An 18,436-nucleotide genomic window follows, 5' to 3' on the forward strand; every position below is an offset into this window, starting at 1 on the left:
TGCTCCGATCGCTCCGCAGGGCCGGTCAGGGGCGGGTTCCGGGCAGACCCGGGCGGGGTGGGAGGTACTCCTACGCGTCCTTTCGATCTGACGACGTCAGCGATTCAGGAACCGGCTCCCGAGTCTGGGCAGCTGCCCCGCCGGGTGCTTGGCTGGCCCTGTGGCCCTGTGGCCCTGTGGCCCTGGTGATTCGGTGAGGTCATCAGCTCGAAAGGACGCGACCTCGGTACCTTGTCCCCAGCTCCAGCGGGTTTCCACAGGGTTATCCACAGGTTGGGCGGGGCTGTTGAAACAGCGCCGACGCAACGGGAGCATGGCGGGGTGACGACGGAGGATGCCCCGCTGGCCGACCTGGGCCGGACGGTCCGGGCGCTGCGCCGTGAGGCCGACCTGAGCCAGCGGGAGCTGGCCCGGCGTTCCGGGGTGCCCCAGGCGACCATTGCCCGGATCGAGTCCGGCAGGGCGACCGACCCACGGTTCCACACGGTCGAGCGCCTGGTGCGGGCGGTCGGCGGGACCCTGACGGTCGCACTACCGGTCGAGCCGGCGTCGTCGGTGGCCCCGACCACAGCGCCGACCTCAGCGCCGACCTCAGCCCTGACTGCGGCGTCGGTTGCCGAGGTGACCTGTGCGCTGCCGCCGGTGCCGCACGACGACCTGCGGGACACCGCCGGACGGCGCTATCCGGCCCACCTCGACGTCTGGCCGGTGCGGGAGCCGAAGGACTGGCCGGGTGCCTGGTGGGCGGACTGGTACAACTTGCCGCCTCCGCTGTGGCCGCTGCGGTTGCCGCCGGCGGCGTACGAACGGAATCGGGGACACCGGGACCGGCGGCGGGCGGCGGAGCGGGTCCGTCGGGACGTCAGGGTCCGGTGGGTGGACGGTGACGGGCGACCGGCGACCACCTGGCGGTTCGTGGCCGAGCTGCCCGACGGCACCCTCCTGGGGGAGCTGCGCGCCCACGAGCGTGACCTGCACCTGGTCCGTGGGGACGACGGGGACTGGCCGCGTGAACTCGTACTCGACGGGGTGCTGGTCGCGGCCGGGAACCGCCGGATCGGCATCGGTGACCGGTTGGTGGCGGCCATGACACGGCGGATGGACGAGACGGGCATCGGCCTGGTCCGCACGGTGGTCGAGGAGCACATCGCCATCCGTTTCCTGTCGGCCTGCGGATTCCGGGTCGCGTCGGCTCGTCCCCTCGCCATGGCCCTGAGACGCCCGGCCGGTCCCGCGCCCCGGCCACCCCGACCGCCGTGAACACCCCGACCGCCGTAGCCGCCCGGCCGGCCGGATTGCCGCACCCGCCAGCCCCCGGGCTGGCGGGTGCGTCTCAGGACAGCGCGCGGGCCGCCTCGGTCAGGGCGGTGAACGCCTCCCGCATCCGCCAGCCGTCGCGGTCCCGGGGGCCGACCGGGTTCGAGACGGTACGCAGCTCGGCGAAGGGGAGGCCGGCCTGTGTGGCGGCGACCGCCACCGCGTACCCCTCCATGGCCTCGGCCACCGCGTCGGGGTGCCGGTCGGCCAGGGCGGTGGTGCTCGCGGCCGTGCCGGTGACCGTGCTGACCGTCAGCACCGCCCCGACGACCGCCTGGGGGAGGGCGGCACGTAGCGCGCCCAGCAGCGCCCGGTCGACGTCGATGGTGGGGCCGCCACCGAGCAACTCCGGTGGCATGCCCAACTCGTCGACGGGGATGAAGCCCGTCGGGGACTCGGCCCCGAGGTCCGCGGCGACGCTGCGGGAGGCGAGCACCGTGGCGCCGACCGGGGCGCGGCCGGCGAAACCGCCGGCGATCCCGGCGCTGACCACCGCGCGGTAGGGACGGCCGGCGGCCTCCGCGAGGGCCAGCATCCGGGCCGTGGTGGCACCGGCCACGGCCGGACCCACGCCGATCGCCCGGACGGTCACCGTCGGATCGGTCAGCCCGGCCCGGACGGCCTCCGCCTCGGCCGGTACGGCGGTGAGTACCAGCAGGCCCGTCACGACACCGACCCCGGCGACTGTCGTCGCTGGTCGTTGTCGACACCGCTGCCGCTGCCCGGGACGGCCGAGGACGGCCGGTAGATGTGGTAACCCGGCGGGGCCAACCCGTCGGCGGAACGCCTGGAGTCGCCCGCCCCGCTCGGTGCCGGTGAGGTGGGTGCGGCGCGGGCCGCCGCCTCGGCCGCCGCGTCGTCGGCGCTGTCGGCCAGCTGATCGGTGGTCAGGTCGGCGTGGTCGCCGTCCGGTCGGTCGGCGGCGTCCCCGCCGGTACGGGCCGCCGCGCCGTCGGTGGCGCCACGGGCGCGGCGGGCGCGGCGGGCCTCGTCGGCGGCAACGTCGGCCTGGTCCTGGGCGGCCAGTTCCTCGTCGGTGAGCGGCCGGCCGAGCAGCCGCTGGGCGCGGAGCCGACCGGCCACGACGACCCCCCGTACGGCGGCGAGGACACCCACCCCGGCGGCGACCGCGATGCCGATCCGACCCTCGAACGGGACGAGGCCGAGCCCACCCCCGGCGACGAAGGCGAGCATCAGGACGGTCTCCGAGTGGGCGAAGGAACTGGCCCGCAGCCGTTCGGGGATCCGTTCCTGGATCGAGGCGTCCACGGCGAGCTTGGCGATCCCGCTGGACAGGGCGGCGACCAGGCAGAACAGCGCCACCATCGGCAGCGAGAACTTCAACACGGTCAGGATGCCCACCCCGGCCACGATGATCATCGTGTTGGACTGGATCGCCGCCGGCCGGTGGATACGCAGCCGGGTGCCGACCGCGGTGGCCAGGAAACCGCCCACCGCCAGCGCCCCGCCGATCAGGCCCAGCGCCGCCTGGTCGTTGAGTTCCCGGCCGAACAGGTCGTTGGTCAGGTCCCCCTTCTTCAGCGCGAACGCCAGGAAGAGCAGGAGGAAGCCGTAGAGCGCGCGGAGCCCCGCCGCCCCGATCAGGGTGGCGATCACCAGCCGGCCCGCCGGTCGTCCCCTACCCAGCGGACGGTCGCCCTTGCGGCGCAGCGCCCGCAGCGGTCGGGGCACCCGCTCGGGCGGCTCGGAGTCCGCCCGGGGCGGCAGCCGCAGCGCGATCACCATGCCGACCAGGAAGATGACCGAGGCGACCCGCAGCGGCCACTGCGGCCCGAACCAGAACGCCGCCAGTCCCAGCGGGGCCACCAGGGCCCCGGCCACCGTGCCGTAGACGCTGGCCCGCGCCCCCACCTGGGACAATCCGAGACCCTCCGGCAGCAACCGGGGTACGGCGGCGGACCGGGCCACCCCGTACGCCCGGGAGAGCGCCAGCACGCCGAACGCGGCCGGATAGAGCCCGAGGCTGCCGAGGTAGTCGGAGATCAGCCAGGCGAGGAAGGCCCGGCCGAGCATGGTGGTGGCCAGCGCGTACCGGCGGCCGTGCCGGAAGTGGTCGAGCAGCGGACCGACCACGGGGGCCAGCATCGCGAACGGCACCATCGTGACCAGCAGGTAGAGCGCGACCTTGCTGCGGGCCTCGCCGAGCGGGACGTCGAAGAAGATGGTCCCGGCCAGGCCGATGGCGATCAACGTGTCCCCGGCGCAGGAGACGGCGTGCAGGTCGAACAGGCGGACCATGCCGGTCTCGCCGCCGGCCCCCCGTGCGCGGGCCGAGCCGGCGCGGCGGGTCACCCAGCGTCCGCCGTTGACCGAGCCACGCAGCAGCAGGCGGGTGGCGCGGATGCCGGTGCCGACGGTCCGTCCCAGGACGGACGACCCGGAGCGGGAGAACAGCGGCATGTGCACCATCCTTGCCCATCTGCTCCAGGTACGCCGCACCACGGGGGAAGACTCACTCGGGGAGTGCCTGTCGGCGCGCGGCGCGCATGGGGAACAATGGTCGGGTGACCAGGCCCGCTCCCGCCCGTGCCGCCCGCCTCGACCAGGTCTGCGCCGCCGCCGTCGAGGTGGCCCGCGACGCGATCACCGAGGTGGAGCCCTCCGACATCGGCGACCACCTGCGGGCCGTCGCCGAGGGTGACCGGGTCGTCACCCACTATTTCGAGTGTCTGCTCGGTGGCTACCGGGGCTGGCGCTGGGCGGTGACGGTCACCCGGGTGCCACGCAGCCGGCAGGTCACCGTCTGTGAGACGGTGCTGCTGCCCGGCTCCGACGCGCTGCTCGCGCCGGGCTGGCTGCCCTGGCAGGAACGCCTCCAGCCGGGTGACCTCGGCCCCGGTGACCTGCTGCCCACCCCGTCGGACGACGACCGGCTCGCGCCCGGCTACCTGCTCTCCGACGACCCGGCGGTCGAGGAGACCTCCTGGGAGCTGGGCCTGGGTCGCCCCCGGGTGCTGTCCCGCGAGGGACGGGCCGAGACGGCCCAACGCTGGTACGACGGCGACCAGGGCCCGTCGGCGCCGATCTCCACCGCCGCCCCCGCGTCGGCCCGCTGCGGCACCTGCGGCTTCTACCTGCCGCTGGCCGGTGCGCTCCGGCAGGCGTTCGGGGCCTGCGGCAACTTCTACGCCCCCGACGACGGTCGGGTGGTCAGTGCCGACCACGGCTGCGGCGCGCACTCGGAGACCCTGGTGGAGACTCCCGAGCCGGTGGTCGACGAGCTTCCGACGGTGTACGACGACAGCGCGGTCGAGTCGATGACGGTGGACGTCGCGCCGACGGCCACCGAGCCGGTGCCGGTGGAGTCGACCGACCCCGCCTGACCGCCGGACGGTCAGCCCCGGGGGGCGGATTCCCGACGGCGACGCCGGTGGGCGTCGTGCCGCATCATCGTGACCAGACCGGGAAAGCCCCACAGGAACCCGGCCAGACAGGTCCAGAGCCAGTCCTGGTGGCCGTGTTCGGTGAGCCAGTCACGGAAGAAGACCAGCAGGAGGAGTCCGGCCACCGCCCAGGCGATCAGCCCGGCGACGGCGAACGGGACCATCGGCGGGTCGAGTGGTTCGGGTCGGGGTGGTTGCTCCTGCGGCACGGGCAGAAGCGTACCGCGAAGTACTTTCCCGGCCCGCCGTTGATCTGGGACGATGCGCGCGACAACGGTAGATCATTTGCGAGGACCTGATGGCCATTGCGCCGCCGGACAACGGCATTCCCTCTGATCCCGCTCAACCCCGGAACGGTTTCGACCGGTTCTTCGAGATCTCCGCCCGTGGCTCGACGATGAGCCGCGAGGTACGGGGTGGCCTGGCGACCTTCTTCACGATGGCGTACATCGTGGTGTTGAACCCGCTGATCCTGGGCGGAGCCGCCGACGGTGACGGCAAGAAGCTCTCGATCCCCGCGCTGGCCGCCGCGACCGCGCTGGTGGCGGGCCTGATGACGATCCTGATGGGGGTCGTCGGGCGGTTCCCGATGGCGCTGGCCGCCGGTCTGGGGGTGAACGCGCTCGTCGCGTTCGAGATCGCCCCGCAGATGACCTGGGCGGATGCGATGGGGCTGGTGGTGATCGAGGGTGTGCTCATCGCGATCCTCGTGCTCACCGGCCTGCGTACGGCGGTGTTCCGTTCGGTCCCGACGCAGCTCAAGACCGCGATCGGGGTCGGCATCGGGTTGTTCCTGACCATCATCGGGCTGGTCGACGCCGGCTTCGTCAGGCGGGTGCCGGACGCGGCGAACAGCACCGTGCCGGTGGGCCTCGGCATCAACGGCAAGATCGTCAGCTGGCCGATGCTGGTCTTCGTGGTGGGCCTGCTGGTGACGTTGGTGCTGGTGGTACGCCGGGTACGCGGTGCGATCCTGATCGGCATCCTGGCCTCGACCGTGCTGGCGATCATCGTGGAGGCGGTCGCCAAGGTGGGTCCGTCGTTCGTCGACGACAAGCCGAACCCGCACGGCTGGTCGTTGAACGTGCCGAAGCTGCCCGAGCGGCTCGTCGACATCCCCGACCTGTCGTTGCTGGGCAACTTCAACGTGCTGGGCTCGTGGAGCCGGGCCGGTTGGCTGATCCCGCTGATGTTCGTCTTCACCCTGTTGATCACGGACTTCTTCGACACGATGGGCACGATGGTCGCGATCGGCCAGGAGGGGGACATGCTCGACGAGCAGGGCACCCCACCCCGGGCGAAGGAGATCCTGCTGGTCGACTCGATCGCCGCGGCGGCGGGTGGCGCGGCGAGCGTCTCCAGCAACACGTCGTACATCGAGAGCGCGTCGGGGGTCGCGGAGGGTGCCCGGACCGGGGTGGCCAACCTGGTCACCGGCGCCCTGTTCCTGCTGGCGATGTTCCTGGCGCCGCTGTCCACGGTGGTGCCGTTCGAGGCGGCCTCGACGGCGCTGGTGGTGGTCGGGTTCCTGATGATGACCGCGGTACGGACGATCGACTGGACCGACTACGAGATCGCCATCCCGGCGTTCCTCACCATCACCCTGATGCCGTTCACCTACTCGATCTCCAACGGCATCGGCGCGGGCGTCATCAGCTACGTGGTGCTGAAGCTGGCCAAGGGGAAGGCGCGGGAGGTCCATCCGCTGCTCTACGCGGTGGCGGTGCTGTTCGTGCTCTACTTCCTGCGGGGGCCGATCGAGTCCGCGGTGATGTAGCCCCACCCGTCGGCCTCCGGGCCGGGCGACCCGTCGGGATGCCCGGCCCGGGGCGGCGGCATTCCCCCTCGTGAGCATGGTCATATGGCATGTCATTAGCCAGGCTCATTAGTTAGGCTAACGACTGTGACGGAGCGGACGGTGACGGCGAACCGCGTGCCACCGGCGCAGCTGGCACCCCAGCTGCGTGATGCGATCACCCGACTCAACCGGCGGGTCCGGCAGGCCCGCCCGGTCGGCGACCTGACGGTCACCCAGCTCTCCGCGCTCACCAGCCTCCGGCTGGCGGGCGCGCTGACGCCCCGGGAACTGGCCGACGTCGAACGGGTCCAGCCACCGACGATGACCAAGATCGTCGCGAAGCTGGAGGAACGCGGCCTGGTGCAGCGCACCCCCCACCCGACCGACGGCCGGCAGGTCATCCTGGCGGCCACCGAGGGAGGCCGGGCCGTGCTCGACCAGTTCGAGCGGGCCCGCAACGAGTGGCTGGCCAGCCGGCTGGCCGCGCTCACGGAGGACGAACGCGACACGCTACGGCGGGCCGCCGACATCCTCCAGCAGCTCGCCCGCGCCTGACGCCCCACCGGGTCCGCGCCGTCCGCCGTCGATGACGCGTACCCGGCCCGAGGAGGCGCACCAAGAGTGCAGGCGAAGCTGAGCACGATGTTCCAGTCCCTACGAGTCCGTAACTACCGACTCTTCGCCACCGGACAGCTGGTCAAACTGATCGGCGTCTGGATGATGTTCATCGCCCAGGACTGGCTCGTCCTTGAGCTTTCGGACAATTCCGCCACCGCGCTCGGCGTGGTCACCGCCCTCCAGTTCACCCCGGTGCTGCTGCTCACCCTGCTCTCCGGCCGGCTCGCCGACCGGTACGACAAGCGGATGCTGCTGTTCGTCGCCAACGCCTTCTGGACGGTGCTGGCGCTGGGGATGAGCCTGCTGGTGCTCACCGGCCTGGTCGAGCTGTGGCACGTCTTCACGTTCGCCGCCCTGCTCGGCATCGCCAACGCGGTGGAGACCCCGGTCCGGCAGGCGTTCGTCAGCGAACTCGTCGGCACCACCCTGCTGCCCAACGCGCTCTCGCTCAACGCGGCGGTGTTCAACTCGGCCCGGATCATCGGTCCCGCCGTCGCCGGCCTGGCCATCGCCGCGTTCGACGTCGGCCCGGTCTTCCTGTTCACCGCCGTCAGCTCCGTCGCGCCGCTGGCCAACGTGGTCCGGATGCGGCCGGCCGAGCTGTACCGCAAGGAACTCCCGCCGCTCGGCGAACGGGACTCGGCCAAGATCATCGACGGGCTGCGCTACGTCCGTAGCCGCCCCGACCTGCTGCTGCCGATGGTGGTCATGTCGGTGATCGGGATGTCGCTGTTCAACTTCCAGCTCACCCTCGCCGCGCTGGCCAAGACGGTCTTCCACACCGGGGCCGCGTCGTTCGGCCTGTTCAGCACCGCGCTGGCGGTCGGCGCGCTGGTCGGGGCGCTCGCCGGCACCGGCCGACGCAGCCGCCCCTCGGTCTGGCTGGTGCTCGGCGCGGCCGTCGGCTGTGCGGTCTTCGGCACCCTGGTCGGCCTCGCCCCGGCGTACTGGCTGGTGGTGACCCTGCTCCTGCCGACCGGCTTCTTCATGGTCTTCTTCGCCCAGGCGGCCAACCAGCGGGTTCAGCTCGGCACCGACGCCGCCTTCCGGGGCCGGGTGATGGCGCTGTGGGTGCTGGTTTTCCTGGGCACCAACCCGGTCGGCGCGCCGATCATCGGCTGGGTCGCCGAGACCTTCGGCGCCGGGGCGAGCATCTGGATGGGTGGGCTCATCTCCCTGGCCACCGCCCTGCTCGCGCTCGCCTGGCAGCTCCGCCGCTCCGGCGCCCGGCTGCGTTTCCGGGTGCTGCCCATGCCCCGCTTCTACGTGGTGTCCCGCACCGGGCTGCTCACCCCCAGCGGGCGGTGAGCGGCGCGGTCCGTCCCGGGGCGGACACGCACAGCGTTCAGATAGCAACAAAGCGGTGGCGCGCGGCCCCGGCGGGCCTTAGCGTCGAGGTGTGGCAGGCGAGAGCGCACTGACGCTGGTACTGGCTATCCTCGCCGTGGCCTGCCTGCCGGCGGCGTTCGCCCTGGTCTTCTGCTATGACGAACTTCTCGACCGGGTGGCCTGCGGCTGGGCCGAGTGGCGGGAACGCCGTCGGGAACGCCGCACCATCGCCCGGCTCGACCGGGCCCTCGCCACCGACCCGGTCACCGGCGACCTCGACCTGACCGAGCTGGACCGGGCCGACCGCCGCCCCCTCGAACTCCTCGCCGCCGACCTGCGCCGACTCGGCCGGCACCGGCTCGCCGCGGGCGGCCGCTCGGTGGTCTGGCACAGCTCGGTCATCGAGGCGTACGACGACCGGCTGCGCGCCGCCTGCCGGGCACTGGGGATCGCCGAGCACCTGGCCGAGCTGGCCGGGGTCGACCGGGAGATCGAACGGGTCCGGGTCGAAGGGCTGCTCGCCGGGGCGGGGCTGGGGCTGCCGGCCACCCGCGCCGACCGTCGCCCCCGTGACCGGCGGGCGTGAGACTCTTCGTCGCGGTCTACCCACCGCCGTCCGCCGTCGCCGACCTCACCGCCCGGACGGCCCGGCTGCGGGTGGGCGCGGCCACCGCCGCCGGCCTCGACGTACGCCTGACACAGCCGGCGCACCTGCACGTCACACTGGCCTTCCTCGGCGAGGTGGCACCCGGTCGACTACCCGGGGTCCAGGGTGCCCTCGCGGCGGCGGCCGGGACCGCCCGTGCCGGTTGGACGCACCCGCCCCGGCTGCGGCTGGGCGGCGGGGGCTGCTTCGGTCAGGGCCGTTCCACAGTGCTCTGGGTGGACGTGCTGGGGGAGGCGCCGGCGCTGCGTACCCTGGCCCGGCTGATCCGTGCCGAGCTGGACCGGGCCGGTCTGCCGTACGACGGGAAGCCGTTCTGCCCGCACCTGACGGTGGCCCGTCCCGGGGACCGGCTCACCCCGTCCGAGGTGGAGGCCGACCGGCTCGCCCTCGACGCCCACCTCGGCCCGTCGTGGCCGGCCACCGACCTGGTGCTGGTCCACAGCCGCCCCGGCCCGCACCACACCCCCCTGACCAGCTGGCCCCTGGCACCGCGCCCGCCTGCCCGCCCCGACGCGCTGCCCCGCCCCGACGCGCTGCCCCGGCGCGCCGGGGGCGCCACCGCGGGGTCCGCGCGCTCCCACACCGCCACATCGCCCCCGTTGAGTTGATCACCCCGGCGGGTGGGTCACCAGGCCCAGGCCTCCGGGCCGGGGCCGCCGTTGCCGACCGGCGGGAACAGCTCGTCGAGCCGCTGCTCCGTCGCCTCGTCGATCTCCACCGAGAGCGCACCGAGGGTGTTGTCGAGCTGCGCCACCGTACGCGGACCGATGATCGGGGCGGTCACCCCGGGCCGGGAGAGCAGCCAGGCCAGCGCCACGTCGGCCGGGTCCTGACCCCGCTCCGCGCAGAACTTCTCGTACGCCTCGATGGCCGGCCGGTGTGCGGCGAGCCCGTCGGCGGCGCGACCGGCGGTGCCCCGCGCGGCCCCACCCTCCGCCATCTTGCGCAGCACCCCGGACAGCAGCCCGCCGTGCAGCGGCGACCACGGGATGACCCCGAGCCCGTAGTGCTGCGCGGCGGGGATCACCTCCAGCTCGACGTGCCGGGTGAGCAGGTTGTAGATGGACTGCTCGGCGACCAGACCGAGGAAGTTGCGCTTCCCGGCGGCGGCCTGCGCCTGGGCGATGTGCCAACCGGCGAAGTTGGATGACCCGACATAGATCACCTTGCCCTGGGCGACCAGGGTCTCCATCGCCTGCCAGATCTCCTCCCACGGGGTGCTCCGGGAGACGTGGTGCATCTGGTAGAGGTCGATCACGTCGGTCTGGAGCCGACGCAGCGAGTCCTCACAGGCCCGGACGATGTGTCGGGCGCTCAGGCCCTGGTCGTTGGGCCACTCGCTCATCTTGCCGTAGACCTTGGTGGCCAGGACGACCTTGTCCCGCCGGCTGCCGCCCTGGGCGAACCAGCGGCCGATGATCTGCTCGGTGATCCCCTCACCGGTCTGCCAGCCGTACACGTTGGCGGTGTCGAAGAAGTTGATGCCGTGTTCGAGCGCCCGGTCCATGATGGCGAAGCTGTCCGGCTCGGACGTCTGCGGCCCGAAGTTCATCGTGCCGAGGCAGAGCCGGCTCACCGACAGGCCGGTGCGTCCCAGATTCGTGTACTCCATGACCCCACCCTGACACGCGCGGCGGAACGCCGCCGGGCACTGCCAGGGTGGAGCCCCGGGTCAGGAGGACTCGCGGGCCGCCGGGCCACTGCCGAAGAGGACGTCGTCCCAGCTCGGGAGGCGCTTGCGCGGCTTGCCCGAGGCGTCCGTCGACTCGCCACCGGCAGCCGCCGCCGCGCCGGTGCGACGCGGCCGGAGCACCGCCAGCGACGGCACGGCCGGGACCTCCTTCGGCGCGTCCGAGTCGTCGTCGAAGGCGGAACCCTGCCCGCCGCCGAGCAGTGCGGCGGCGCCACCGCCGACGGCCCGCTGACGGGGGGCGTCGGCACCGGCCAGCGCGGCCGGGGAGCGCGGGTCGAGACCCCGCCCCGAGGTGCCGCCGAGCGGACGGTCCAGTGAGGCGAGCAGCGCGTCCCGGCCGGCCCGGATCGGGTCCCGGCCCGGTCGGGCCTGCTCGTTGGCGGCCGGCAGGCCGTGCCCGCCCCGGCTCGGCTCACCGCGCGACGGACCGGGCAGCGCGTGACCGCCCCGCTCCGGTGCCGGCTCCTGGCCGAGGATCGGCGTGGGACGCTCGGCGCAGAGGTACTGCGCCATGTCGTCGTGCGGGGTGACGTTCTGCCGGAGCTTGTCGAGATCCCAGACGGCCTGCGCGGTGGCCTTGCCGGACGGCCAGGTCGCGATGATCCGCCAGGTGCCGTCGTCGCGCCGGAAGGCGTCCCAGGAGATCTTCTCGGTGTCGATGCCGTGCTGGGCCAGCCGGCCGTTGACCACCTCGGCCAGCGGGGTGGCCTTCTCGGCGCCCTTGAGCCGGGTGCGCCGGGCGTGCTGGGCGAGCATGGCCCGCTCCTGGAGCACCGGGCCGGCGTAGCGCAGCACCCGGTCGACGGGGACGCCGGCGATCCGGGCGACGTCCTCGGCGGACTCGCCGGAGCGGATGCGGGCCTGGATGTCCCGGGGGGACAGCGACGGGGTCGGATCGGCCCCGACCGGGACGACGGCGAGCGGCGGCGTGCCGGGCTCGGCGTGCAGCACGGTCGCGATGCGTTCGTCGATGGGGAGGGCGAGCAGGCGCCCGACCTCGTCGGCGAGCACCAGCGCCTGGCCGTCCTCGGAGAGGGCGACGAAGCGTACTGGGCGCATGGCGTAGCCTCCGTCCCGCTTCGCTGGCCGTCACGCCACGAGCCGGCCACCCGGGCGTCCTCGCACCACCGTACGCCCATCTGCCCACAGGTGGGGGAGGTGAATCCGCATGTCGCGACTGAGCTGCGGCAATGATCACAATGGGTGGCCGCAGCAGCCGCTGCGACCACCCACCGTGACGGATGTGATCAGAGCCGCTCGACCACGTAGTCGATGGTGGCGGTGAGCGCCTCCACGTCGGACGGTTCCACCGCCGGGAAGAGCGCGACCCGCAGCTGGTTGCGGCCGAGCTTGCGGTACGGCTCGGTGTCGACGATCCCGTTGGCCCGCAGCACCTTGGCGATCGCGGCGGCGTCGACCCCGTCGGCGAAGTCGACGGTGGCGACCACGTTGGAGCGCAGCGTCGGATCGGTGACGAACGGGGTGGCGAACGCGGACCGCTCGGCCCAGCCGTAGACGATCCCGGCGCTCTCGGCGGTGCGCTTGGCCGCCCAGCTCAGGCCGCCCTGCGAGTTCATCCAGTCGGTCTGCTCGGCGGCCAGGAAGATGGTCGCCAGCGCCGGGGTGTTGTACGTCTGCTCCAGCCGCGAGTTGTCGATCGCGGTGACCAGGTCGAGGAAGGCCGGGATGTAGCGGCCCGAGCCCTTGATCTCGGCGGCCCGCTCCAGGGCGGCCGGCGACATCAGGGCTAGCCAGAGCCCGCCGTCGGAGCCGAAGCACTTCTGCGGGGCGAAGTAGTAGACGTCGGTCTCGCCGACGTTGACGTCCAGACCGCCGGCCCCGGAAGTGGCGTCGACCAGCAGCAGCGAGCCCGGGTCGGCGTCGGCGACCCGGCCGATCGGCACCGCGACACCGGTGGAGGTCTCGTTGTGCGGGGTGGCGTAGACGTCGACCCCGGCCTCGGCGACCAGGCGGGGGGCGCTGCCCGGCTCGGCCTTGCGCACGGTCGGCTCGCCGAGGAACGGCGCGTCCTTGACCGACTTGGCGAACTTGGCGCCGAACTCGCCGAAGCTGGCGAACTGGGCCCGGTCCCGGACCAGCCCGAAGGTGGCGACCTCCCAGAAGGCGGTGGTGCCGCCGTTGCCGAGGACCACCTCGTAGCCCTCGGGGAGGGAGAAGAACTCGGCCAGGCCCCGGCGGAGCCGGGCGACCTCGGCCCGGACGGTCTGCTGCCGGTGCGAGGTGCCCAGGAAGGTGGTCGCCACGTCGGCGAGCGCGGAGACCGCCGCCGGACGGACCTTGGACGGCCCGCAGCCGAACCGCCCGTCGGCGGGCTTGATGTCGTCGGGAATCCGGATGGTCGGTGCGTCAGCCACGGTGTTCTCGATCCTTCCGCATGGGCGAGGGCGGGCCCTTCAACGGGCGCGGAGCCGCGGCGGACGCGCGCTGAACGCACGCCGTGGCCGGGTCCGGGCCTGGTCCGGCGACACTGCCGGCCTTCATCCTCGCACCCGTGGCGGCCCGGATGCCGGCTGGTCCCAGGCCCGGGGCTGAGGCGTCGGACACACCGGGCGCGACCGGCCGCCCACGCGCTGGGGGCGTCGACCGGCCGGTCGACGCCCCCTGCGGGCAGGTGTGCTCAGACGCCGTGCGGAATGGCGTCCCAGCCCTCGACCTGCTGCGGCTTGCGGGTGCCGGGCCCGACGTAGCGGGCCGACGGCCGGACGAGCCGCTGGAGCTTCTTCTGCTCCAGGATGTGCGCCGACCAGCCGCCCATCCGGGCGCAGGTGAACATCGAGGTGAACATGTGCGCCGGCACCTCGGCGAAGTCGAGTACGACGGCCGACCAGAACTCGACGTTGGTGGCGAGGACCCGGTCCGGGCGGCGGGCCTGGAGCTCGGCCAGGGCGGCCTTCTCCAGCGCCTCGGCGACCTCGAAGCGCGGTGCGCCCAGCTCCCGGGCGGTGCGCCGGAGCACCCGGGCGCGCGGGTCCTCGGCCCGGTAGACGCGGTGGCCGAAGCCCATCAGCCGCTCGCCCCGGTCGAGGACGCCCTTGACGTACCCTTCGGCGTCGCCGCTGCGCTCGACGGCCTCCAGCATGGTGAGCACCCGCGACGGCGCGCCGCCGTGCAGCGGGCCGGAGAGCGCGCCGATGCCCGACGAGATGCAGGCCGCCGCGTCGGCCCCGGTGGAGGCGACGATCCGGGCGGTGAAGGTGGAGGCGTTCAGGCCGTGCTCGGCGGCCGAGATGAAGTACGCGTCGACGGCCTTGACGTGCCGGGGGTCGGGCTCACCCCGCCAGCGCTTCATGAACCGCTCGACGATGGTCTCCGCCTTGTCGATCTCCTTCTGCGGCACCGCCGGCAGACCCAGCCCGCGGGCGGACTGGGCGACGAAGGACAGCGCGGTGACCGAGACCCGGGCCAGGTCGGCGCGGGCCTGGGCGTCGGAGATGTCGAGCAGTTGACTGAGCCCCCAGTACGGGGCGAGCATCGCGACCGCGGACTGCACGTCGACGCGGATGTCACCGGAGTGCACCGGCACCGGGAACGGCTCGGCGGGCGGCAGGCCGGGGCCGAAACGCCCGTCGACCAGCAGGGCCCAGACGTTGCCGAAGGAGACCTGGCCGATCAGATCCTCGATGTCCACGCCCCGGTAGCGCAGCGCGCCGCCCTCGCGGTCCGGTTCGGCGATCTCTGTCTCGAAGGCCACGACGCCTTCGAGGCCCGGTTTGAAGTCGGCCATGTCGTCTCCTGGCTTCTGGCTCGGTGCGCCCGCCACGGGCTCGGTCCGGCCCGGTACCTAAGGCGACCCTCAGTGATGTGTTCTCGCCATCTTGCCTGGTGAGTAACCAAGCGCGCGACCCGCTGCGACTGTGCTGCACGCGACATCCCCGCCGCTGGACGCCGGGGTGCGCTCCGTGAGACTGATCGGTGGGCTGACCAGCGTCGTCGGGACGCGGACGGCCGGCGTGAGGAGGACGACGTGACGGGCGACACACCCGCCCTGGCGGCCATGCGGCACGAGTACGCCGCCGACCTGGGGCTTTCCGAGACGGACCTGGCCGCCGACTGGCCCACCCAGTTCGGCCGCTGGCTCGCCGACGCGGTCGCCGCCGGCCTGCCCGAGCCGAACGCGATGGTCCTCGGCACCGCCGACGCCGCCGGTCGGCCCAGCGGCCGGACCGTGCTGCTCAAGGAGTACGACCCGCAGGGGTTCGTCTTCTTCACCAACCACGGCTCGCGCAAGGGCACCGAACTGGCCGACAACCCGTGGGCCAGCCTGGTCTTCCCCTGGTTCCCGATGCAGCGGCAGGTGGTGGTGACCGGTCGGGTGGCGCACGTCGGGCGGGGTGAGACCGAGGCGTACTTCGCGTCCCGGCCACGCGGCTCCCAGCTCGGGGCCTGGGCGAGCAGCCAGTCGGCGGTGGTGCCGGACCGGGCCGCGCTCCAGGAGGCGTACCGGGCGGCGGCGCAGCGGTTCCCGGCCGGCACGCCGGTCCCGGCGCCCCCGCACTGGGGCGGGTTCCGGGTCCATCCGGAGACGGTGGAGTTCTGGCAGGGCCGGGCCGGCCGGTTGCACGACCGGCTACGGTTCCGCCGGGTCGAGGGGGACGGCTGGGCCGTCGAGCGGCTGGCCCCGTGACCGCCGTCACACCGACCCGGCCGGGGCGGGCCCGTCGGCTGGCCATCGACCTGCGCCCGCTGCGGGTCCCCGCGTACCGCCGGATGTGGCTCGGCAACACGGTGGCGATGTTCGGGTTCCAGTTCACCGCGGTCGCCGTACCGGTGGAGATGTACGCGCTGACCCGGGACTCCTTCTGGGTCGGGCTGCTCGGGGTGGCCGGGTTCCTGCCGCTGCTGGTCTTCGGGCTGTGGGGCGGGGCGGTGGCCGACGCCCGGGACCGGCGGCGGGTGCTGCTGGCCGGCTCGGCGCTGCTCTGGCTGTCGATGCTCGGCCTGCTCGGGCACGCGCTGTCCGGGCTCGGCAGCCCGGTGCTGCTGCTGGCGCTGGTGACGGTGCACTCGATCGCGTTCGCGATCAGCTCGCCGGCCCGGTCGGCGATCCTGCCCCGGCTGCTCCCGCCCGAGCTGGTCCCGGCGGGCAGCACCCTGAACTACACCACCTTCACCGCCGCGGCGGTGGCCGGCCCGCTCGCCGCCGGCCTGGTCTTCGCCGGGTTCGGCACCGACGCCGGGCTGCCGGTCGCCTACGCGGCCGACGCCCTGCTGTTCACCGGGCTGGTGGTGGCGACGTTACGACTGCCCGCGATGCCCCCGGCCCCACCGGCCGAGGGTGAGGCGCGTCGGGGTGGCCTGGCGGGCATCCTCGACGGGTTCCGCTACCTGGCCACCACGCCGGTGCTGCTCTCCTCGTTCGCCATCGACCTGATCGCGATGATCCTGGCCATGCCCCGGGCGCTCTTCCCCGAGGTGGCGCAGGAGCGGTTCGGCGGCGGGGCGGCGGTCGGGTGGCTCTACAGCGCCATCGCGATCGGCGCGATGCTGGGCGGGCTGACCTCCGGTTGGATCGGCCGGCTGCGGCGGCAGGGGCTCGCCCTGGTGGTGGCGGTGGTCGGCTGGGGGCTGGCCATCGCGGCGGCCGGGCTGGCCCGGCAGCTCTGGCTGGTGGTGCTGCTGCTCGCGGTGGCCGGGGCGGCTGACCTGGTCAGTGCGGTACTGCGGCAGTCGATGCTGCTGATCTACGCGCCGGACCGGATGCGCGGCCGGCTCCAGGGGGTGAACACGGTGGTGGTGGCCGGCGGGCCCCGGCTGGGCGACCTGCGGGCCGGGGCGATGGCCGCCGGGTTCGGTGGCTCGGTCGCCTGGGTGGCCGGCGGGTTGCTCTCGGCCGGGCTGGCGGTGCTGCTGGTGGTGGGTTTCCCGGCCCTGCTGCGCTACCGGGCGGGCACGGCGGCACAGGGCCGTGGCTGACGTGGGACGGGTGCGCCGGGTCCGGCGGGCCGGACAGGGCACGGACTAAGGTCACGGCATGGACAACGCTGCGCACCGCCCGCCCTCGGGGACACAGTGGACGATCGCCGCCGACGGCCACGAGGCCGTCATCGTCGAGGTCGGCGGTGGGGTTCGGACCTACCGGCGCAACGGGGTCGACTACCTCGACGGGTACGCCGAGGACGAGATCACCCCCGGTAGCGCCGGACAGGTGCTCGCTCCCTGGCCGAACCGGATCAGGGACGGGCAGTACTCCTTCGGCGGCCGGTCGTTGCAGCTCGACCTGACCGAGCCGACCCGGGGGGTCGCCCTGCACGGCCTGGTCAACTGGGTGCGCTGGCAGCCGATCGAGGAGTCGGCCGACGCGGTGACCCTCGGCTACGACCTGCCGCCCACCCCCGGCTACCCGTGGTCGCTGCGGCTGCGGAGCCGTTGGAGCGTGGGCGCGGACGGGCTGCGCGGCGAGCACGAGGTGACCAACACCGGGGCCGAGGCCGCGCCGTTCGGCTTCTCCGTCCACCCGTACCTGCGGCTGGCCGGGGTGGCCGTGGACGACCTGACGATGCGGCTGCCCGCCCGCAGCCGGCTCCAGGTCGACGCCCGGTTGCTGCCGATCGGGGCGACCCCGGTGGCCGGCACCGAGTACGACTGGACCACCGCCCGGCCGATCGGCGCCGCGCAGCTCGACCTCTGCTTCGGGGACGTGATCCGGGGCGACGACGGTGGTTCGTCGGTGACCCTGACCGCCCCGGACGACGCGGACGGGGTGTGCCTGTGGGCCGACCACCAGTTCGGCTGGTGGCAGGTCTTCACCGGTGACGCGTTGACCGGCGAGCGGCACCGCCGGTCGGTGGCGGTGGAGCCGATGACCTGCCCACCGGACGCGTTCCGGTCCGGTCGGGACGTGATCGCGCTGGCCCCGGGGGAGACCTGGCGGGGCATCTGGGGCATCCGGCCCGGGGTCTGAGCGTGGAGTTCGGCGAGGTGGTCCGGCGTCGCCGGATGGTGCGCAACTACGACCCGGACCGTCCGGTCCCACCGGAGGTGGTGCAGCGGCTGCTGGACCACGCGGTCCGGGCGCCGTCGGCCGGCTTCGCCCAGGGCTGGGGTTTCCTGGTGCTGGAGGAGCAGGCGGACCGGGACCGGTTCTGGGCGGCGGCCACGCCCGGCGGTGGTGGGCGGGACCGGTGGCTGGCCGGGATGCGCCGGGCCCCGCTGATCGTGGTGCCGCACGCCAACCGCTCGGCCTACCTGGAGCGGTACGCCGAACCGGACAAGGGCTGGGTGGACCGCTCGGAGGACCGCTGGCCGGTGCCCTACTGGTACGTCGACACCGGCTTCGCCGCGCTGCTGATGCTGCTCACCGCCGTGGACGAGGGGCTGGGGGCGTGTTTCTTCGGCATCCCGCCGGACCGGCTGGCGGCGTACCGGGAGGCGTTCGGGGTGCCGGAGGAATACCACCCGATCGGCGCGGTCACGGTGGGTTACCGCTCGGTCGATCACCGGTCACCGTCGTTGCGGCGGGGGCGTCGGCCGGTCGACGAGGTGGTCCGGCGCGGCCGGTGGAGTTGATGCCGGTTCGTACCCTGCGCGGTGGGTCTCGGGGCGAGGGAAACCGACAACGGGGAGCAGAACGTGGTGTGGCGGGGGCGGAT

17 protein-coding genes and 1 pseudogene are annotated in these 18,436 nt (G+C 73.5%); 11 read left to right on the forward strand and 7 right to left on the reverse strand.

Features of this window, described 5'->3' with window-relative positions; all coding sequences use genetic code 11:
• Positions 1-321 precede the first annotated feature (321 nt).
• A complete protein-coding gene (locus ACOJTC_RS07820) occupies positions 322-1,260 on the forward strand; it encodes a GNAT family N-acetyltransferase (RefSeq protein ID WP_420116337.1) in 939 nt (312 codons plus the stop codon).
• A 73-nt stretch (positions 1,261-1,333) separates the two neighbouring features.
• Here ACOJTC_RS07820 and ACOJTC_RS07825 read toward each other — a convergent pair whose 3' ends face one another.
• Together ACOJTC_RS07825 and ACOJTC_RS07830 are read right to left on the reverse strand one after the other, a co-directional pair.
• On the reverse strand, positions 1,334-1,984 hold the full coding sequence (locus tag ACOJTC_RS07825; protein ID WP_420116338.1) for a futalosine hydrolase: 651 nt from the start codon (positions 1,982-1,984) through the stop codon (positions 1,334-1,336).
• Positions 1,981-3,738: an MFS transporter gene (locus ACOJTC_RS07830; RefSeq protein ID WP_420116339.1), complete on the reverse strand. Its 1,758-nt coding sequence runs from the start codon at positions 3,736-3,738 to the stop codon at positions 1,981-1,983. The genes ACOJTC_RS07825 and ACOJTC_RS07830 overlap by 4 nt, the downstream gene beginning before the upstream one ends.
• Before the next feature lie 86 nt (positions 3,739-3,824).
• Here ACOJTC_RS07830 and ACOJTC_RS07835 point away from each other — a divergent pair, with 86 nt between their 5' ends.
• Complete coding sequence (locus ACOJTC_RS07835) at positions 3,825-4,661, forward strand: DUF3027 domain-containing protein (protein WP_420116340.1); 837 nt, start codon at positions 3,825-3,827, stop codon at positions 4,659-4,661.
• Between the two features lie 11 nt (positions 4,662-4,672).
• Here the strand turns inward: ACOJTC_RS07835 and ACOJTC_RS07840 are convergent, their stop codons facing one another.
• Positions 4,673-4,930, reverse strand: coding sequence for a DUF2530 domain-containing protein (locus ACOJTC_RS07840; protein ID WP_204925862.1), 258 nt, complete (start codon positions 4,928-4,930; stop codon positions 4,673-4,675).
• A gap of 89 nt (positions 4,931-5,019) precedes the next feature.
• Here ACOJTC_RS07840 and ACOJTC_RS07845 point away from each other — a divergent pair, with 89 nt between their 5' ends.
• The 5 genes and pseudogenes from ACOJTC_RS07845 to thpR form a co-directional block, all read left to right on the forward strand.
• Entirely contained in the window at positions 5,020-6,498 is a 1,479-nt protein-coding gene (locus tag ACOJTC_RS07845; protein ID WP_420116341.1) for an NCS2 family permease, read from the forward strand.
• A 126-nt stretch (positions 6,499-6,624) separates the two neighbouring features.
• The gene (locus ACOJTC_RS07850) at positions 6,625-7,074 is read left to right on the forward strand and encodes a MarR family winged helix-turn-helix transcriptional regulator (protein ID WP_204925864.1); all 450 of its coding nucleotides are present in this window, start codon (positions 6,625-6,627) and stop codon (positions 7,072-7,074) included.
• A gap of 66 nt (positions 7,075-7,140) precedes the next feature.
• Positions 7,141-8,445, forward strand: a complete 1,305-nt coding sequence (locus ACOJTC_RS07855; protein WP_357925685.1) for an MFS transporter — start codon at positions 7,141-7,143, stop codon at positions 8,443-8,445.
• A gap of 91 nt (positions 8,446-8,536) precedes the next feature.
• On the forward strand, positions 8,537-9,052 hold the full coding sequence (locus ACOJTC_RS07860) for a hypothetical protein (RefSeq protein WP_420116342.1): 516 nt from the start codon (positions 8,537-8,539) through the stop codon (positions 9,050-9,052).
• Positions 9,049-9,618 (forward strand): annotated as a pseudogene (gene thpR, locus ACOJTC_RS07865) (RNA 2',3'-cyclic phosphodiesterase); the annotation flags it as partial. The gene ACOJTC_RS07860 and the pseudogene thpR, both read left to right, overlap by 4 nt.
• A gap of 140 nt (positions 9,619-9,758) precedes the next feature.
• Here the strand turns inward: thpR and ACOJTC_RS07870 are convergent.
• The 4 genes from ACOJTC_RS07870 to ACOJTC_RS07885 form a co-directional block, all read right to left on the reverse strand.
• A complete protein-coding gene (locus ACOJTC_RS07870) occupies positions 9,759-10,745 on the reverse strand; it encodes an aldo/keto reductase (RefSeq protein WP_204925868.1) in 987 nt (328 codons plus the stop codon).
• A 60-nt stretch (positions 10,746-10,805) separates the two neighbouring features.
• Positions 10,806-11,885: a septation protein SepH gene (sepH, locus tag ACOJTC_RS07875; RefSeq protein ID WP_302740320.1), complete on the reverse strand. Its 1,080-nt coding sequence runs from the start codon at positions 11,883-11,885 to the stop codon at positions 10,806-10,808.
• Positions 11,886-12,073: 188 nt separating this feature from the next.
• On the reverse strand, positions 12,074-13,201 hold the full coding sequence (serC, locus tag ACOJTC_RS07880) for a phosphoserine transaminase (RefSeq protein WP_420116343.1): 1,128 nt from the start codon (positions 13,199-13,201) through the stop codon (positions 12,074-12,076).
• 263 nt (positions 13,202-13,464) lie between these two features.
• Positions 13,465-14,571, reverse strand: coding sequence for a citrate synthase 2 (locus tag ACOJTC_RS07885; protein WP_145917623.1), 1,107 nt, complete (start codon positions 14,569-14,571; stop codon positions 13,465-13,467).
• Positions 14,572-14,841: 270 nt separating this feature from the next.
• Between ACOJTC_RS07885 and pdxH the strand changes: the two genes are divergently transcribed.
• The 4 genes from pdxH to ACOJTC_RS07905 are packed head-to-tail and all read left to right on the forward strand — an operon-like array spanning position 14,842 to position 18,353.
• Complete coding sequence (pdxH, locus tag ACOJTC_RS07890) at positions 14,842-15,471, forward strand: pyridoxamine 5'-phosphate oxidase (RefSeq protein ID WP_420116358.1); 630 nt, start codon at positions 14,842-14,844, stop codon at positions 15,469-15,471.
• Positions 15,468-16,760, forward strand: a complete 1,293-nt coding sequence (locus tag ACOJTC_RS07895) for an MFS transporter (protein WP_420116344.1) — start codon at positions 15,468-15,470, stop codon at positions 16,758-16,760. Before pdxH ends, ACOJTC_RS07895 begins: the two co-directional genes overlap by 4 nt.
• 58 nt (positions 16,761-16,818) lie before the next feature.
• Positions 16,819-17,748 carry an aldose 1-epimerase family protein gene (locus ACOJTC_RS07900; RefSeq protein WP_204925872.1) on the forward strand — a complete coding sequence of 310 codons (930 nt, stop codon included), beginning with the start codon at positions 16,819-16,821 and terminating at the stop codon, positions 17,746-17,748.
• Positions 17,749-17,750: 2 nt separating this feature from the next.
• On the forward strand, positions 17,751-18,353 hold the full coding sequence (locus ACOJTC_RS07905) for a nitroreductase family protein (protein ID WP_420116345.1): 603 nt from the start codon (positions 17,751-17,753) through the stop codon (positions 18,351-18,353).
• The last annotated feature ends 83 nt before the right edge of the window (positions 18,354-18,436 follow it).

Origin of the sequence: Micromonospora sp. (assembly GCF_048594385.1) — a bacterium.
In the GTDB taxonomy this organism is placed as follows: domain Bacteria; phylum Actinomycetota; class Actinomycetes; order Mycobacteriales; family Micromonosporaceae; genus Micromonospora; species Micromonospora wenchangensis.